Origin of the sequence: Streptomyces sp. NPDC100445, assembly GCF_044759735.1 — a bacterium.
Taxonomy (GTDB): Bacteria; Actinomycetota; Actinomycetes; order Streptomycetales; family Streptomycetaceae; genus Streptomyces.
Map to the genome: position 1 here is coordinate 129,702 of NZ_JBIVZV010000017.1, position 15,198 is coordinate 144,899.

At 74.4% G+C, this 15,198-nt stretch carries 15 protein-coding genes; 9 read left to right on the plus strand and 6 right to left on the minus strand.

The window, feature by feature from the left end:
* Window positions 1-73 precede the first annotated feature (73 nt).
* The 6 genes from lanL (at window position 74) to ACIQVT_RS32720 (ending at window position 6,424) form a co-directional block, all read left to right on the plus strand.
* The gene (gene lanL, locus ACIQVT_RS32695) at window positions 74-2,737 is read left to right on the plus strand and encodes a class IV lanthionine synthetase LanL (protein ID WP_403762591.1); all 2,664 of its coding nucleotides are present in this window, start codon (window positions 74-76) and stop codon (window positions 2,735-2,737) included.
* A gap of 44 nt (window positions 2,738-2,781) precedes the next feature.
* Window positions 2,782-2,934: a VenA family class IV lanthipeptide gene (locus ACIQVT_RS32700; RefSeq protein WP_403762594.1), complete on the plus strand. Its 153-nt coding sequence runs from the start codon at window positions 2,782-2,784 to the stop codon at window positions 2,932-2,934.
* Between the two features lie 350 nt (window positions 2,935-3,284).
* Complete coding sequence (locus tag ACIQVT_RS32705) at window positions 3,285-4,355, plus strand: ATP-binding cassette domain-containing protein (RefSeq protein WP_403762597.1); 1,071 nt, start codon at window positions 3,285-3,287, stop codon at window positions 4,353-4,355.
* Window positions 4,352-5,206, plus strand: coding sequence for an ABC transporter permease (locus ACIQVT_RS32710; protein WP_403762600.1), 855 nt, complete (start codon window positions 4,352-4,354; stop codon window positions 5,204-5,206). The genes ACIQVT_RS32705 and ACIQVT_RS32710 overlap by 4 nt, the downstream gene beginning before the upstream one ends.
* Window positions 5,207-5,354: 148 nt before the next feature.
* Window positions 5,355-5,831: a Rieske (2Fe-2S) protein gene (locus ACIQVT_RS32715; protein ID WP_403762605.1), complete on the plus strand. Its 477-nt coding sequence runs from the start codon at window positions 5,355-5,357 to the stop codon at window positions 5,829-5,831.
* 122 nt (window positions 5,832-5,953) lie between these two features.
* On the plus strand, window positions 5,954-6,424 hold the full coding sequence (locus tag ACIQVT_RS32720) for a pyridoxamine 5'-phosphate oxidase family protein (RefSeq protein WP_403762608.1): 471 nt from the start codon (window positions 5,954-5,956) through the stop codon (window positions 6,422-6,424).
* 3 nt (window positions 6,425-6,427) lie between these two features.
* Here ACIQVT_RS32720 and ACIQVT_RS32725 read toward each other — a convergent pair whose 3' ends face one another.
* Window positions 6,428-7,330, minus strand: coding sequence for a LysR family transcriptional regulator (locus ACIQVT_RS32725; protein WP_403762611.1), 903 nt, complete (start codon window positions 7,328-7,330; stop codon window positions 6,428-6,430).
* Between the two features lie 74 nt (window positions 7,331-7,404).
* On the opposite strand from ACIQVT_RS32725, the gene ACIQVT_RS32730 reads away from it, so the two are divergent.
* The gene (locus ACIQVT_RS32730) at window positions 7,405-8,337 is read left to right on the plus strand and encodes a DMT family transporter (RefSeq protein WP_403762614.1); all 933 of its coding nucleotides are present in this window, start codon (window positions 7,405-7,407) and stop codon (window positions 8,335-8,337) included.
* 113 nt (window positions 8,338-8,450) lie between these two features.
* On the opposite strand, the gene ACIQVT_RS32735 is transcribed toward ACIQVT_RS32730, so the two are convergent.
* Window positions 8,451-9,782: an aminotransferase class I/II-fold pyridoxal phosphate-dependent enzyme gene (locus ACIQVT_RS32735; RefSeq protein WP_403762716.1), complete on the minus strand. Its 1,332-nt coding sequence runs from the start codon at window positions 9,780-9,782 to the stop codon at window positions 8,451-8,453.
* 61 nt (window positions 9,783-9,843) lie between these two features.
* Here ACIQVT_RS32735 and ACIQVT_RS32740 point away from each other — a divergent pair, with 61 nt between their 5' ends.
* Entirely contained in the window at window positions 9,844-10,524 is a 681-nt protein-coding gene (locus tag ACIQVT_RS32740) for a pyridoxamine 5'-phosphate oxidase family protein (protein ID WP_403762617.1), read from the plus strand.
* Window positions 10,525-10,621: 97 nt separating this feature from the next.
* Here the strand turns inward: ACIQVT_RS32740 and ACIQVT_RS32745 are convergent, their stop codons facing one another.
* The 3 genes from ACIQVT_RS32745 to ACIQVT_RS32755 all read right to left on the minus strand — a co-directional run bounded on the left by ACIQVT_RS32745 (window position 10,622) and on the right by ACIQVT_RS32755 (window position 13,140).
* Window positions 10,622-11,620, minus strand: coding sequence for an EamA family transporter (locus ACIQVT_RS32745; protein ID WP_403762620.1), 999 nt, complete (start codon window positions 11,618-11,620; stop codon window positions 10,622-10,624).
* 75 nt (window positions 11,621-11,695) lie between these two features.
* Entirely contained in the window at window positions 11,696-12,346 is a 651-nt protein-coding gene (locus ACIQVT_RS32750; protein ID WP_403762623.1) for a Clp protease N-terminal domain-containing protein, read from the minus strand.
* 155 nt (window positions 12,347-12,501) lie between these two features.
* Window positions 12,502-13,140: a PadR family transcriptional regulator gene (locus ACIQVT_RS32755; RefSeq protein ID WP_403762626.1), complete on the minus strand. Its 639-nt coding sequence runs from the start codon at window positions 13,138-13,140 to the stop codon at window positions 12,502-12,504.
* A 292-nt stretch (window positions 13,141-13,432) separates the two neighbouring features.
* On the opposite strand from ACIQVT_RS32755, the gene ACIQVT_RS32760 reads away from it, so the two are divergent.
* Window positions 13,433-14,245, plus strand: a complete 813-nt coding sequence (locus ACIQVT_RS32760) for a PhzF family phenazine biosynthesis protein (RefSeq protein WP_403762629.1) — start codon at window positions 13,433-13,435, stop codon at window positions 14,243-14,245.
* 17 nt (window positions 14,246-14,262) lie between these two features.
* On the opposite strand, the gene ACIQVT_RS32765 is transcribed toward ACIQVT_RS32760, so the two are convergent.
* Window positions 14,263-15,003 (minus strand): CPBP family intramembrane glutamic endopeptidase, encoded by a 741-nt coding sequence (locus ACIQVT_RS32765; protein ID WP_403762632.1) that lies wholly within the window; start codon window positions 15,001-15,003, stop codon window positions 14,263-14,265.
* Between the last annotated feature and the right edge of the window lie 195 nt (window positions 15,004-15,198).

Consider the following 15,198-nt stretch of genomic DNA (forward strand, 5'->3'; position numbering starts at 1 on the left):
AGGGCTGTGTTGGTGTGTCTATGCCATCGGGCACGTCTCCACCGACGGTTCCCGCCGTTCGGAAGGACACGCGATGACGAGCCGAGCCACCGAGGCCGACCTGCAAGGCCTGCTCGACCGAGCGCTGCACGCCACGGCCGCTGGCGAGCGCTGGACCACCGGGACGGACGGGATGTGGTGCCTCGTCACCCCCCGGTCCGGGGCGCGGCGCGAGCAGGGCTGGAAGCTGCACCTGTCGGCGACGGCGGCCTCGGCGCCGACGGTCCTCGCGCAGGCTCTGGAGGTACTGCTTCCGGAGGAGTCGGCGTTCAAGTTCGCCCGGTCGCTGGACCAGGTCGGCGCGCTCAACTCCCGCGCCACCCCGCGGGGGAACGCGGGCAAGTTCCTCACCGTCTACCCGCGCTCCGACGCCGACGCGGCGCGGCTGGCCCAGGAACTGCACCGGGCCACGGCGGGGCTGGCCGGCCCCCGGATCCTGTCCGACCACCCCTACGCCGCCCACAGCCTGGTGCACTACCGCTACGGCGCCTTCGTCGCCCGGCAGCGACTGGCGGACAACGGCCTGCTGGTGTGGTTCATCGAGGACCCCGACGGCAACCCCGTGGAGGACAAGCGGACCGGCCAGTACTCCCCGCCCCCCTGGGCGGTCTGCCCGTTCCCCGCCGCGGTGCCCGTCCCGCCGCGCCCGGCGGAGGCGGCGAGCGGCCCGGTGGTGCTCGGCGGACGTTTCGCGGTGCGGGAGGCCATCCGGCACACGAACAAGGGGGGCGTCTACCGGGGCACCGACGTCGACACGGGGGCTCCCGTCGTGATCAAGGAGGCCCGGCCGCACGTGGAGGCCGACGCGGCCGGCCGCGACGTCCGCGACTGGCTGCGCGCCGAGGCCCGGACACTGGAGAAGCTCAGGGGCCTGGGGCTCGCTCCGGAGCCGCTGGCACTGTTCGAACACGGCGGGCACCTGTTCCTGGCGCAGGAGGAGGTGCCGGGGGTGGCCCTGCGCACCTGGGTCGCCGAGCACTCCCGCGACTTCGGCGGCGAGCGTCACCGTGCCGACGCGCTGGCCATGGTCGCACGCCTGGTGGACCTGGTCGCCGCGGCCCACGCCCACGGCTGCGTGCTGCGGGACTTCACACCCGGCAACGTCATGGTCCGCCCGGACGGCGAACTGCGCCTGATCGACCTGGAGCTGGCGGTCCTGGCGGACGACTCGCCCCGGCCGACCCGCCTGGGCACCCCGGGGTTCAGCGCGCCCGAACGCCTCACCGACGCACCCGTCTCCCCGACCGCCGACTACTACAGCCTGGGTGCCACCGCGTGCTTCGTCCTCGCCGGCAAGGTGCCGAACCTGCTGCCCGAGGAACCCGCCGACAGGGCCGCGGAGGAGCGGCTCGCCGAATGGCTGGCCGCCTGCGCCCGGCCGCTGTGCCTGCCGGCCGGCCTGACGGACATGCTCCTCGGCCTGATGAGGGACGAACCCGCCGAACGCTGGACGCCGCAGGCGGCCCGCGACGCCCTCCGCGAGGTGGTTCCGGCACAGCGGGTGGGCGAGGCCGCGGCCGGCCCGGCGGGGGACGGTGACCTCCAGGACGCGGTGGCCGGGCTCGTCGACCACCTCATCGACTCGATGACCCCGTCCGACGACCGGCGGCTGTGGCCCGTGTCCACCACGGCCGGGGAGACCGATCCCTGCACCGTGCAGCAGGGCGCGGCCGGCGTCCTGGCCGTCCTGACGCGGTACTGGGAACTCACCGGCGATCCCCGCCTGCCGGAACTGATCTCCACCGCGGGCCACTGGATCGCGCGGCGCGCCGCGCCCGGAGCCACCCGGCCCGGCCTGCACTTCGGCGGCCGGGGAACCGCCTGGGCCCTGTACGACGCCGGACGCGCCGTCGACGACCGCGGACTCACCGATCAGGCGCTGGCGCTGGCCCTGGCACCGCAGCGGTCCACACCCAGCCACGACATCACCCACGGCGCCGCGGGCAGCGGACTCGCCGCCCTGCACCTGTGGCACCGCACCGGCGACGCGCGCTTCGCCGAACTGGCCGTCGACGCCGCCGACCGGCTGGTCGCAGCCGCGGACCGTGGCCCGTCCGGAGTCAGCTGGGCGATCCCCGCGGAAGCCGTCTCCCAGGAGGCCGGCAAACGCTACCTCGGCTTCGCCCACGGAACGGCCGGCATCGGCTTCTTCCTGCTCGCCGCCGCGGCCGTCTCCGAGCGCCGCGAGCACCTGGAGCTGGCCGTGGAGGCCGGCGAGCACCTGGCGGCCGGTGCCGTGCTCAACGGCCCGGCGGCCCACTGGCCCGCCCAGGCCCAGGACGTGCCCACGGCCCCGTACTGGTGCCACGGCGCCGCGGGCGTCGGCACCTTCCTGGTCCGGTTGTGGCAGGTCACCGGCGATGCCACGTTCGGCGATCTCGCCCGCCGGGCCGCGCACGGCGTCATGGAACGCGCCTCCTGTGCCGCTCTCACCCAGTGCCACGGACTGGCGGGCAACGGCGACTTCATCCTGGACCTGGCCGAAGCCACCGGTGACCCCGCTCACCACGCCATGGCCACGGAGCTGGCCCGTCTCATCACCGCGGAACAGGCCCGCCGCCACGGCCACGTGGTCTTCCCCAACGAGTACGGCGACGTATCGACCAGTTGGAGCGACGGGAGCGCCGGGATCCTGGCCTTCCTCCTCCGGATCCGCCACGCCGACCCCCGGCACTGGATGGTCCAGCTGCCGGTCTGAGCGGCAGGTGATCTGCCGCCACCCCCACAGAGAAGGAGAACCCCATGGAGAACCAGGACCTCGAACTGCTGGCGAGGCTGCACGCCCTTCCCGAGACCGACCCCGTCAGCATCGACGGAACGCCGTACGCCGCCACGTGCGTCTGCGTGGGCCTGCTGACCGCCCTCAACACCATCTGCATCGGCATCACCTGCTAGTCCGGTAGCGCCACTCGGCCGGCAGCTGATCCGGACAGCCGCCGGCCGGAGTGAGCAGCGACCTCGGACGCAGCCGGTCCTCTCTCTCCCCCCCCCCCCGCCTCCGTCACGGGAACGCGCCCCAGCCGATCCCCCGACCCGTAAGGCCGACGAGACGACATGAACCCCCTGGCCCCGCGCCCGCGCATCCGTACCGCTCCGACCGCCGAGGGGATCGCCCTGTCCGTCCAGCGCGTCGGCGCCACCGGCCGTCGCCCCCACCGGGCCGTCCACCCCCGTCTCCCCCGCCCGCGACGGTCATCGGCCGGCAGCCGCGTGCCGGTGAGGAAGAGCATGCGGGAGCGCTCCTCATGACGGCTCCCCTCACCACCCCGCACGCCACGCATCGCGCTCCCGGACCCGCGTACGCCATCAGCACCCGCGGGCTGACCAAGAGCTACCCGGGGCCGCAGGGCACCCTCACCCACGCCGTACGCGACCTGGACCTGGACGTGCCGCAGGGCGAGACCTTCGCGTTCCTCGGGCCCAACGGCGCGGGGAAGTCCACCACCATCGCGCTGCTCTGCGCCCTGGCCCGGCCCACCGCCGGTCACGCCACGGTGGCCGGTGCCGACGTGCTCACCCAACCACACCAGGTACGCCGACACGTCGGCATGCTCTTCCAGCACAGCGCCACGGACCCGGAGCTGACGGCCGACCAGAATCTCTACATCCACGCTCGCCTGTACGGGCTGGGCCGCCGCCACGCCCGCCGGCGCGCCACCGAAGTGCTGGACACGGTCGGCCTCACCGACCGGCGTAGCTCCCCGGCCGGCACCCTGTCCGGCGGCATGCGGCGCCGCCTGGACATCGCCCGCGCGCTCCTGCACGCACCCCGGGTGCTGTTCCTGGACGAACCCACCACCGGCCTCGACCCCTACGCCCGCGCCCAGATCTGGGAGCACCTGCGCGCACTGCGCGACCGGCACGGCAGCACGCTCTTCGTCACCACCCACTATCTGGAGGAGGCGGAGAACTGCGACCGGATCGCCATCATCGACCGCGGCCGCCTGGTGGCACAGGGCGCGCCCGCCGCGCTCAAGGCTGGCATCGGCGACGACCGGGTGGTGCTGCGCACCAGCGACGACGCGACCGCGCGACGGGTGGTGGGCCGGATGGCGCCGGCGGACCGCGTCGTCACCGTGGAAGCCGACGGAGTGCGTCTGCGAGTACCGGACGGCAGCACCTGGATCCCCCGCCTGTGCTCGGCCCTGGAGGGACACGGGGTCGCCGTGCACGCCGCTTCCGCGACCGCTCCGACCCTCGACGACGTCTTCTTCCACCACACCGGCCGCAGCTTCCACGCCACGCAACCCGCGCGGGCCCCGATCAGCGTCCCCGAGCCGTCCGCGCCCACGGCGGAAGCGGACGGCGGCCGATGACCACACTCGCCCCCCGGCCCCCGGTCGCCCCGGTCGGTGCACGGCCGGCCCGCCTGCGGCACGAACTGCGGGCGGTCCACGCGCTGGTCCACCGCGATCTGCTCCGCCTGGCCGGCCAACGCACCCATACCGCGCTGACGCTGCTCCAGCCCGTGCTCTACCTCCTCATCCTGGGAGGCGGACTGACCGCTCTGATCCCCAGCGCCTCACTGGGCGTCGGCTACCGCACGTACCTGTTCCCCGGGATGCTGATGATGACGGTGCAGATGCCGGCCATCACCGTCGGCGTCCGCCTGATCAACGACCGGGAACGGGGATACCTGCGGGAGCTGCTGATGGCCCCGGTCAGCCGCACCACCCTGCTCCTGGGCAGCTGCGTCGGCGGGACACTGGCCGCCACGGTCCAGGGCGCCGTACTGCTCGCCCTCGGCGGAGTCGCCGGCCTGCCCTACGACCCGCTGCTGCTGGGGCTGCTCCTCGCCGGCATGATCCTGGCCTCCTTCACCGTCACCGCCCTGGCCCTGGCGGTGGCCGTGAGCCTGCGCCGAGCGGAGACGTTCCACGTGCTGCTCGGGCTGGTGATGATGCCGCTGCTGTTCGTCTCCGGTGCCTTCTTCCCGCTGCGTACCATGCCCGGCTGGGCGCGCGCGCTGGCCGATGCCAATCCGATCGCCTACGGGGTGGACCTGCTGCGCGGCTGCATCGCCGTGCGGGCACCGGACCGGGCGGCCGCCGGCGGCATCGAATGGGCCGGCCGGCAGCCGCCGCTCGTCCTCGAGGCCGCCCTCCTCCTCGCCGGTGGCGCGCTGGCCCTCCTGTGGGCCGCCCACCGTTTCAAGCGTCCGGAGTGACGGGCGGCGCACCGGCCGCGATCACACGGCGGGCCGGCTCCCCCGCCGGCCGGACGGCGGCGTTCCGGGCGCGCGTCTGAACGGACGACGCCGCAGGGCCGTACCCCATGACGGATCACGACGACGCTCCGCGGAAGGGAATTCCCACATGACCAGCGCTTCGCTCCCGCCGGAAACGGCACCGGCACCGGCCCGTCGCACCGTCATGGCGGCGGTGGGAGCGGCGGGCCTCGCCGCCGCACTGACCGCCTGCGGCTCGGACGGCGACTCGGCCGACACCACGGGCACCGGGGCCGGCGCCGCCGGCTCCGCGCAGGACAGCGGTGCCCCGGCCGGCGGCACGGCCCTCGCCAAGACGTCGGACATCCCCGAGGGCGGCGGCAGGATCTTCAAGGATCACGGCGTCGTCGTCACGCAGCCGAAGGCGGGCACGTACCGGGCGTTCTCCGCCAAGTGCACCCACCAGGGGTGCGCGGTGAGCAGCGTGGCGAACGGCGAGATCGTCTGCCCCTGCCACGGCAGCCACTTCTCCGCCGAGGACGGCAGCGTGAAGAAGGGCCCAGCGACCAAGGCACTGCCTCCGGCGAAGATCACCGTCTCCGGTGACGAGATCGAACTGGCCTGACCCGGCGCCGGGCCCGCCGGACACGGAGGCGACGCGCCGGCGTTCCCTTTCCTGACGTCATGTCAGAGGATCGGCGCGGCAGGGGGTGTTCCTCCGGCACGACATGGAGAAGAGGGGGCCGCATGACCGTCACGCAGCAGCGTCGGGGCCGCAGGATCATGATGACGCCCGGCGAGCTGGACGCGTTCCTCACCGCTCAGCGCACCTGCCGGGTGGCGACCGTCTCGTCCGACGGCGTCCCGCACGTCAGCGTGCTGTGGTTCGCCTGGGACGGCACCTCGCTGTGGCTGTACTCGGTGGTCCGCAGCCGGCGCTGGGCACAGCTGCGCCGCGATCCGCGGGTGGCGGTCGTGGTCGACTCGGGAGAGGAGTACGACCAGCTGCGCGGGGTCGAGCTGTCCGGCCGGGTGGAGTTCGTGGGCGAGGTGCCGCGCACGGGTGAGCTGTGCGCCGAACTGGACACGGCCGAGACGTTGTTCGCGCGCAAGAACTTCGGTGTGGACGAGATGCCGCACGACGGCCGGCACGCGTGGGCGCGGCTGACGCCGGAGAAGATCGTGTCGTGGGACTTCCGGAAGCTGGGCGGGGCGTAGGCCTCAGCCGAGTTCCCGTGCCGCCGTGCGCAGCGCGTCCACGGCCGCGCGGATGGAGGGGCGGCGGTCGGCGTCCGCGCGCCAGACGACGTACACGTGCCGCCGCATCCGCTGCCTGAGCGGCCGCAGGACCACACCTTCGGGCACCGGGTGGCGGCCCAGCAGCGGGGCGATGCACACCCCGAGGCCGGCGGCCACCAGCGCGAGCTGGGTGTGGGTCTCCCCCGCGCGGTGGCCGACGATGGGCTCGACGCCCTTGGACCGCAGGGTGAACATCAGCCACTCGTGGCAGAACTCGCCCTGACCCCAGGTGATCCACTCGTCTCCCGCGAACTCGGTGAGGTCCACCTCCTCGCGGTCGGCGAGCGGGTGCCCGGCCGGCATGGCGACGTCGGCGGGGTCGTCCAGCAGGGCGGCCTTGACCAGGCCGTCGGGCACCGGCATCGGCTTGTTGTACCAGTCCAGGACCACCGCGAGGTCGAGGTCGCCGCGGACGACCGCGGCGATGCCCTGCTCGGGCTCCAGCTCGCTGGAGCGCACCCGCAGCGCGGGGTGGGCGGTGCGCAGCGCGCCGAGCGCGTCCGGGAAGAGTCCCCGGGCGGCGGTCGGGAACGCGGACAGCCGGAGTTCGCCGGCGACCTGGCCGCGGTGCGCCTCCAGGTCCGACTCGGCCAGCTCGACCTGCGACAGGATGCGGTTCGCGTGCTCCGACAGCAGTCGGCCCGCGTCCGTGAGCCGTACGCCCCGGCCGTTCCTGGCGAGCAGCCGCTGCCCCGCTTCCCGCTCCAGCTTGCTGAGCTGCTGGGAGACCGCGGAGGTGGTGACGTGCAGCGCGTCGGCCGCCGCGCTGACCGAGCCGTGCCGGGCCAGTGCGTCGAGGGTGCGCAGGCGCTCCAGATTCAACATGTAAGTGATTCTAAGAGGTACCGGTCGGAAAATCTCGATTGTGCTACGAGGTTGAGTATCGCATCGTTGAGTCCATGAGCACGGTCACCGCACCCCGCACCCGGTCCACCACCCCAGCCCGTCCCCGCGCCCGCCTCGACTGGCGGCTGCGCTTCGGCGCCCTGTCCGCGATCTGGGGCTTCAGCTTCCTGCTGATCAAGGTCGGCACGGACGGGTACGCGCCGTTCCAGGTCACCCTGGGCCGGCTGGTGTTCGGTACGGCGGTGCTGCTGGCGGCGATGGCGGTGAAGCGGCAGCGGCTGCCGCGCGGGGTCCGGCTGTGGGGACACATGGCGGTCGCCGCGTTCCTCCTGAACGCCCTGCCGTTCTCCCTGTTCGCCTACTCGGAACTGACGATCCCGTCCACGCTGGCCGGCATCTGCAACGCCACGTCCCCGCTGTGGGGCATGGCCCTGTCCCTGGTCGCCCTCTCCGAGGACCGGCCGACCCGGGTGCGGGTCGCCGGCCTAGGGCTCGGCTTCCTCGGGGTGCTGACGGTGCTGGGGGTCTGGCAGGGCTTCCACGGCCTGGACATGACCGGAACGGCGATGGCGCTGCTCGCCTCGTTCAGCTACGCGGTCGGCTGGATCTACGTCCGGCGGACGCTGGCCGGCACCGGGAACTCGCACCTGGCGATGACCGGCGGCCAGCTGCTGCTGGCGACGGCGCAACTGGCCCTGGTGACACCGCTGTTCACCGACGTACCGCGGCACTTCGCGCTCGTGCCGCTGCTGGCCGTCGCCGCACTGGGCGCGCTCGGCACCGGACTGGCGGTGCTGCTCCAGTACGGCCTGGTCGCCGAGGTCGGCCCCACCACCGCGCAGATGGTGACGTACTTCATCCCCGTCGTCGCCACTGCCGCGGGCGTGGCGATCCTCGGCGAGTCACTGCGCTGGAGCACCCCGGTGGGTGCGGTGGTCGTACTGGCGGGGGCCGCGCTCACGCAGCTGCGCACGAAGACGGCGTGACGGGGACGCGGGCTCCGGCGCCGCGCCCCCGGTCGGCTCGCCGGGGTCTTTCGCAACGCCGCGAGCCGCGGGTGCCAGGGCCCGCGAGCCCTGCGTGATCCGAACGAGAGGCCCTAGCCGTAGCTGCGTGCCGGTGACGGGCGCACCGCGGCGGCCACCGCGTCCGCCAGCGGGACGACGTCCTCCTCGGCGAGCGGGGAGACGGTGAGGCGGATGCCCGGGGGCGAGGCCACCCGGAACCGGGCGCCCGGGGCCGGCGCCCAGCCGGCCTGGACGAGACGGGCCACCGCGCCCGTCTCGTCGGGTACCGGCACCCAGACGTTCATGCCGCTGCGGCCGTGCGCGGCGACACCGTGCTCCGCCAGCGCGCGGACCAGGGCGTCCCGCCGGGCGCCGTACGCCCGCGCCACCGCCGCCCGGTCGATCCCGTCGTGCGTCCACAAGTGGGCCACGGTCCGCTGGAGCAGCAGGCTGACCCAGCCGGGGCCCAGCCGCTGGCGGCCGCGGACCCGGTCGACGGTGAGCGGGTCACCGGTGAGGACGGCGAGACGCAGATCGGGGCCGTAGGCCTTGGCGGCGGAACGGACGAAGGCCCAGTGCCGGGTGACGCCCGCGAGCGGGTGCAGCGGCAGGTCGACGATGCCGTGCCCGTGGTCGTCCTCGACGAGCAGGGTCCCCGGGTGGTCCCGCAGCACCGCGCGCAGGGCATCCGCGCGGGCGGCGGTCACGGAGGCGCCGGTGGGGTTCTGCGCGCGGTCGGTCACGACGACGGCGCGGGCACCGGACTCCAGGGCGCGCCGCAGGTCGCCGTCGAGGGGACCGTCGTCGTCGACGCCGACCGGGGCCACGCGCAGGCCCAGGGCGGGGACCAGGTCGAGGAGGCCGCCCCAGCCGGGGTCCTCGACGGCGACCGTGTCGCCCGGCACCAGGTGTGCGCTCAGGAGGCGTTCGACGGCGTCGAGGGAGCCGGACGTCACGGCCGTCGGGCCCGCGGGCACGCCGTCGGCGTCCAGTTCGGCCCGGGCCACGCGCGCGAGGTCCGCGTCGACGGGGTCGTCGCCGTACAGGACGGGCCGCCGGCCGGCCGCCCGCGCCGCGGCGGTCAGGGCCGGCACCAGATCGGGCAGCAGGGCCGGGTCCGGGTTGCCGGTGGACAGGTCCCGGCCCCCGGCGGGCACCTCCACGCGCAGCTGCTCGCGTCCGGTGGTGGCCGGGCGGGGCCGGACGCGGCTGCCCCGGCGGCCGGCCGTCTCGATCACCCCGCGCTCGCGCAGGCTGCGGTAGGCGGCGGCCACCGTGTTGGGGTTCACGTCGAGCCGGGCCGCCAGCTCCCGCATCGGAGGCAGGTGCCGGCCCGGTTCCAGCTCTCCCGTGCCGACCGCACGTTCGATGTCGGCCGCGATCTCGGCTGCGCCCCGCCCACTGATCCTATATTCTCCTAGCACAAAGAACATTATGCACTAGTGCAATAAGGATCGCACGTCAGCCGCCATGGAGGGGACCGTCATGCAGGACACGACCGAGGACACACAGGCAGCCGCCTACACACCGACCGACCGGACCGTGCCGACGCGCTCCGCGGACCGCGCCTCCTACGACAGGGAACTGGTGCACGCGATCCTCGACGAGGGATACGTCTGCCACCTCGGCTTCGTGCGGGACGGAGCCCCGGTGGTGCTGCCCACCCTGTACGGCCGGGTCGGCGAGCGGCTCTACGTCCACGGGTCCACCGGCTCCCGGCCGCTGCGGATGACCGGGCAGGCGGACCCGGGACTGCCGGTGTGCCTCACGGTCACCCACGTCGACGGGCTGGTGCTGGCCCGCTCCGCCTTCCACCACTCGATCAACTACCGCTCGGTCGTGGTGCACGGCACCGCCCACGAGGTCACCGACCCCGAGGAGCGGCGGCTGGCCCTGGACGCGCTCGTGGACCACGTCGTCCCCGGCCGGGCCGCCGACTCCCGACCCGCCGACAAGAAGGAGCTGGCGGCCACCGCGGTGATCCGCCTGGACCTGGAGGAGGTCTCGGCCAAGGTGCGTACGGGCGGCGCCAACGACGAGCCGGAGGACCTCGGCCTGCCGCACTGGGCCGGTGTCGTCCCGCTCCGCAAGGGGTACGGCGCACCGGTGCCCGAGGCCGACCTGGCACCCGGCACCGACCTGCCGGACTACCTCGCGGCGCTGTGACGACGCGGTCCGACGCCGCCACCGGCTCCGGCCGCGGAGGTCCGCCTCAGGCGGCCGGGGGCGGGAGGCCGAGCGCGTCCGGCACCACGGCCGGGCGCTACGCGGCGGTGCCGCGGGCGGAGAGTGCCCGTTCCGCGCCGTCCGGGGCGGCCGGCTCCCGGCCGTCCCCGGCGGGGGCGGACATCTGCGCGATGAACGCGCCGGCCAGGACGACCGCGCCGCCGGCCACCTGGGGAGCGGAGAGGTGCTCGCCCAGCAGCACCCAGGCCAGCACGGTCGCGATGACCGCCTCCAGGCACGCCACGACCCCGGCGACCTGCGGCGACAGCCGCCGCACGGACAGCACCCCGGTGACGTACGCGAGGACCGTGGCGATCAGCACGATCCAGGCCAGCAGCGCGAGGGCCGGCACGGTGGTGCCGTTCAGCCGGGCCGAACCGGTCAGCACCGGCCAGTCCATGGTCCACGGGCGGGCGACGACGGTGAGCACGGCGGCTCCGACGAGGAGCCCGTAGGCGATGACGCCGAGCGGGTGCGGCGCGTCGGCGCCGGCGTCGGTGCCCTGGTCGGACAGGACGAAGTAGCCGACCTGGCAGCAGGCGGCACCGAGGGCCAGGAGCAGGCCCACCGCGTCCACACCCAGGCCCGACCACACCTCCACCACGCAGGCGAGGCCGCCGACCGCCAGGACCACCCCGGCCGCGGCGGCACGGCTCACGGGCCGCCGCTGCACGAACCGCACCCAGCCCAGGACCATGGCGGGCGCCAGGTACTCGACGAGCAGTGCCACGCCGACCGGGATGCGGGAGAGGGCCGCGAAGTAGCAGGCCTGGACACCGGCGACGGCGAGCAGCCCGAACCCGGCGAGCAGCAGGGGCCGGCGGCGCGGCAGGGCGCGGTGCCGCACGGCGAGCGGCAGCATCACCAGGGCGGCGCCCGCGACCCGCAGCCACACCACGTGCAGCGGGTCGAGCCCCGCCTCGATCAACGGCTTGGCGGCCACGCCGGACCCGCCGAAGGCCAGCGCCGAGGCGAGCGCGAGGCCGAGCCCGACGCCCTTGCCGGAGCTGTCCTGACTACTCACAGACGTACGCACCGGCCCATGATGACAGGCGACGACAGCAGCGTCACTCCCGTTGACACCTGTCTCGGCTGATGGACGACGGAGCGGTCAGGCGCCGACCCCGCCGGTCCCGGCCGCGGCCCGGGTGATCAGCTCGGGGGCGGAGACACCGGCGCGGGTCAGGACCTCGACGGCCCGGGACCCCGGATCGGTGACGAGCGCCGCGAGGAGATCGGTGCCGGTGACCTCGTGAGCGCCGCGCCGCCGGGCCACGGCCCGGGCGTCCGCGAGCGCGGCCGACGCGGCGGGCGACCATCCGCCGCCCTGACCGCTCCCGGTCTCCCGGCCGTCCGGGCCGTGGCCGTCCGGGCCGACGGGCGGAACGGGACCGGCACCCTTCGCCGGGTCCGCGCCGCCGGCGAGGTCGACCGGGTCCGCGGGCGGGGGTACGACGGCGACCGGCCCGGAGTCCTCCACGCTGCCCTGCCAGCGCAGGCCGTAGCCGATGCTGCGCTGCACGAGGTAGCCGAGGAGCCGGGCGAGCCGCGCGGGCCCGCCCACGGCGGCACGCACTTCGGGATCGTGTTCCAGCAGGGAGTGGAGCAGATGGGCGGTGTCGGTCTGCCGGTCGCCGTCCCGGACGGCCCTGCGACGGGCACCGGTGACCACCGCCGCCAGGCCGGCACCGAGCACGTCGGCGCCGTCCGGGTGCGGAGCCGGCTCGTCGGGTGCGGTGCTGTGGGCGGTACGGGTGTGCACGCCTTCCACCCCACCAGCCGGACGGGCTCCGGTCATCCACGAGGGGAACCATTCTCGCGTCCCACGCAGAGTGGACATCGGTGACCCCGAAGTCATCCTTGCGGAGGAGATCCGGCGCGCCCCCCTCGCACCGCGCGGTCCGAGGGGGGCGGGTCTCACTGCTCGTCGGCGAGGATCAGGTACAGCTTCCTGCGCGCGTCGTTGAGGACGGCCAGCGCCTTCTCGCGCTGCGCCTCGGTGCCGGTCCGGAACACCTGGCCGAAGGCCTCCATGAGCCCGGAGCCGGCCTGGCGGACCTCACCGAGGGCCTCCCAGTCGATCCCGCGCGAGGCCTCCTCCCAGGGCGCCTGCGCTCCTTCCTCGGCGGCAGTGCGACCGCTGTCGGTGAGGGAGAACAGCTTCTTGCCGCCCTCGCTCGCGCTGGTGATCAGCCCCTCGTCCTCCAGCAGCTGGAGAGTGGGGTAGACCGAGCCGGGGCTCGGCTTCCAGGCGCCGCCGCTGCGTTCGGCGATCTCCTGGATCATCTCGTAGCCGTGCATGGACCGGTCCTTGAGCAGGGCCAGGATCGAGGCGCGGACGTCGCCGCGCCGCGCCCGTCCCCGTCCGCCGCCCCGGCCCCGCGGCCCCCAGGGTCCCGGTCCGAAGCCGGGCCCGAAACCGGGGCCGCCGGGGCCGAATCCCGGGCCGCCCGGTCCGAACGGACCGAAGGCGGCCCGCCGCCCCTCGAAGCCGCCCATGCCGCGGCGGCCGTGGCCCTCATGCCGGTGTCCACGCTCGAATCCATGGCTGCGCATCGCGTTCACTCCATCCATCAATGATCTGTCAACACGGCTCGCGTTACGTTCGCGATGACTCAACGATATATCGGAGACGACTACGTGACAAGGTCGTGATTGGGTGGCCGCATCCTTGGAGGGGAGAACCACGTGACTGATCTCAAAGCGGAACTGCACGGCAGGCTTCAGGCGGGACGGGCCGGTCTGCTCTCCTGGTCGGCGCCGGAGCGGCTTGCTGTTCGGTGTCAGCCGGTCAGCGTCCGATGTCACTGAACACCGGAGGACCGGCGCACCCGCTAGCGTCAGCGGCATGCGTATGCGAATCGTCGATGCCTTCACCGACCGCCCCTTCGCCGGCAACCCGGCCGGGGTCCTGCTCCTGGACGACGTCTTCCCCGACGACGACTGGCTCCAGAACGTCGCCATGGAGGTCAATCACGCCGAGACGGCGTTCGCGCACCCGCTGCCCGGCGACGGCGAGGCCGACTGGGCGCTGCGCTGGTTCACGCCCGTCACCGAGGTCGCTATGTGCGGCCACGCCACCCTGGCCACCGCCCACGTCCTGCACACCACCGGCGCGCACGCGGGCCCCGTGCGGTTCGCCACCCGCAGCGGCGTCCTCGTCGCGACGCCCGCCGCCGACGGGTCGATCACGCTGGACTTCCCGACCGCCCCGCTCACCCCCGCCGAACTGCCGGCCGGGATCACCGAGGCGCTGGGCGCGGCGCCGGTCGCCGCCTTCGACACCGGGCCGGGCGTCGGCGACCTGCTGGTGGAGCTGGCCGACGAGAAGACCGTCCTCGGCCTCTCCCCCGACCACCGGGCCCTCGGCGCCTTCTCGTCCCGCGGGGTCATCGCCACCGCCCGCGCCGACGACCCGGCGCGCGGCTACGACTTCGTCTCGCGCTGCTTCTTCCCGAACGTCGGCATCGACGAGGACCCGGTCACCGGCAGCGCGCACACCGCGCTCGCCCCGCACTGGTCGGCACGGCTCGGCCGGGACGACCTCACCGGGCTCCAGGCCTCCCGCCGCACCGGGCTGGTCCGCACCGGGCTGCGCGGCGAGCGGACGCTGCTCACCGGCCGCGCGGTCACGGTCATCGACGGCGAACTGCGCGCCTGACCGGCCCGGCCGCCGGGTCAGGCGGTCGGCAGCCAGCCCACCTTGCCGGCCAGGAGCGCGTAACCGACGAACGCGCCGATGTCGAGCAGTGAGTGGGCGACGACCAGCGGTCCGACCCGGCCCCAGCGCCGGTACAGGAACACGAACACCACGCCCATGACCATGTTGCCGAGGAAACCGCCGACGCCCTGATAGAGGTGGTAGGAACCACGCAGGACCGCGCTGGCCACCAGCGCGGCCGCCGGGGTCCAGCCCAGTCCGCCCAGCCTGCGCAGCAGGTAGCCGACGACGACGACTTCCTCGAGGACCGCGTTCTGGCAGGCGGAGAGGATCAGGACCGGGAACTTCCACCACACGTCCGGCAGCGCCTCGGGGACGACCGTGAGGTTGAAGCCGAGGCCCCGGGCGGCGAGGTAGAAGGCGATACCGGTGCTGCCGATCACTGCCGCGACGCCGGCGCCCCGGGCCAGATCGGTTCCGGGGCGGGTGCGGTCGAAGCCCAGCGTCCGCAGGCTCGCCCCCTCGCGCAGCAGCAGGTGCGCCACCAGGGCCACGGGGACCAGGGCACTGGCGATGCCGAAGAGCTGCCAGGCCAGGTCGAGCCACGGACGGCCGGGCGCGGCCGAGGCGTTGAGGGTGGCCGCCTGGTCCTTGAGGCCGCCCGGCCGGGTCACCGAGCCGATGAAGCTGATCAGCGCGGACAGCGCGCTCGCCCCGAGCGAGAGCGCGAGGACGAGCAGTGTCTCGTCCCGCAGCATCCGCCGCGGGTCACGCGCCCACCCCGGGGAACCGGCTCCCGACTCAGCCTCCACCTGTACCCCTGTCTCCAACCGCCGCACGGGCCCCTGGCCCGCTGTCGCCACGGCAAGGATTCCAGAAGGCACCGGCGGCGACGCACACCGGGCCCGCCGTGCGGGGGGGGCGGGCGCGGCGCCGGCACGCGGACGCGGCTC